Source organism: Enterococcus sp. VV15, from assembly GCF_005236045.1.
Classification (GTDB): Bacteria; Bacillota; Bacilli; order Lactobacillales; family Enterococcaceae; genus Enterococcus_B; species Enterococcus_B durans.
Genome location: NZ_QPTY01000103.1, coordinates 1 through 1,046, shown reverse-complemented (window position 1 = coordinate 1,046; position 1,046 = coordinate 1). Strand labels below are relative to the sequence as shown.

The window sequence follows — 1,046 nt, the reverse complement described above, 5'->3', positions numbered from 1 at the left end:
TTGTGGTTAAAAACATTGTACCGTAAAAGGGCTGTTACATGGCCTTTTATCTTTTACACAATTATATGGACTTTATCGCATCACTCACAAAACTTTTTATAATATGATCAACTGTTTTTATAGCATAATCACCATATAGGAGTGTGGAAGATGAAAAAAACAATTATTCTCGTTAGTAGTATTTTAATAATAGTAGCTATATTTTTTATTGCTGATTTCTTGACCTCTCCTATAAAAGATATCTCTTCAAAAGCACAGATGCAGCCAACACAAACATCAAAGATGGACTATGTGCCTACTGAAAACGAACTAGTCAAAAGTGAAGGCTCTCAGCTTCGTCTATTAGGCAGTTATGAAGTTGTTGAGATCAATTTTGATGATCATCCTTATATCACTTTGCTCAATGAAAAACACGAGGATATCAGCTTTACGATCACTATTTTAGACAAAGATAAAAAGACATTCATTATCCCAGCTATCCAATTCGCACCACAGAATCTACATGTATCAGATACCTTTGGTTTAGCAAAAAAAGATACTCGCTATTTTGCTTACAAAGAATAGCATCCCCCTCCTGAGTACAATACTATTGAGAAATCCTCCAACCAATATACCCCCTCACGGTATTTTTACGCAATACATAGAGGACGTAAGGCAAAAGTAAAGCCACTGTTGCCTCCCACTTCAAACAAAAATAAATGATGGGAGAAGAAGTATTTCCTTCGAAAAATCAGTATTCACTAAAAATTTGAAAAGTAATTTTCATATAGCCTTCTTCTTTCTCAAAATGAAACACTTCTAACCTTTTGTTTACTTCCCATATTTGAAGTTTCCGAGCTGATCTGTTCTACCCACTCATTGATGTATCCTTCTCCACATTTTACTCCATTTACTTCTAACTCCTACAAACGTCTTTACGATTTTCTTTGATTCGTTATTTTAAATTTATAAAATAATATCTATTTTTATAGTCAAGTCCATAATCCTGTGTAAAATACTATACAATGTTTTACCGGTCTCTCATTGATCAAACTTAATATATTTTC

Annotated in this window: 1 protein-coding gene; it reads left to right on the top strand. The window is 32.9% G+C overall.

Features of this window, described 5'->3' with window-relative positions; all coding sequences use genetic code 11:
* Positions 1-150 precede the first annotated feature (150 nt).
* Entirely contained in the window at positions 151-564 is a 414-nt protein-coding gene (locus tag DVW83_RS15275) for a hypothetical protein (RefSeq protein ID WP_167592589.1), read from the top strand.
* Positions 565-1,046: the final 482 nt, after the last annotated feature.

Bases quoted from the DNA above. Each gene is read 5' to 3' on its own strand.
- DVW83_RS15275 (WP_167592589.1), top strand. From the start codon at position 151: ATGAAAAAAACAATTATTCTCGTTAGTAGTATTTTAATAATAGTAGCT.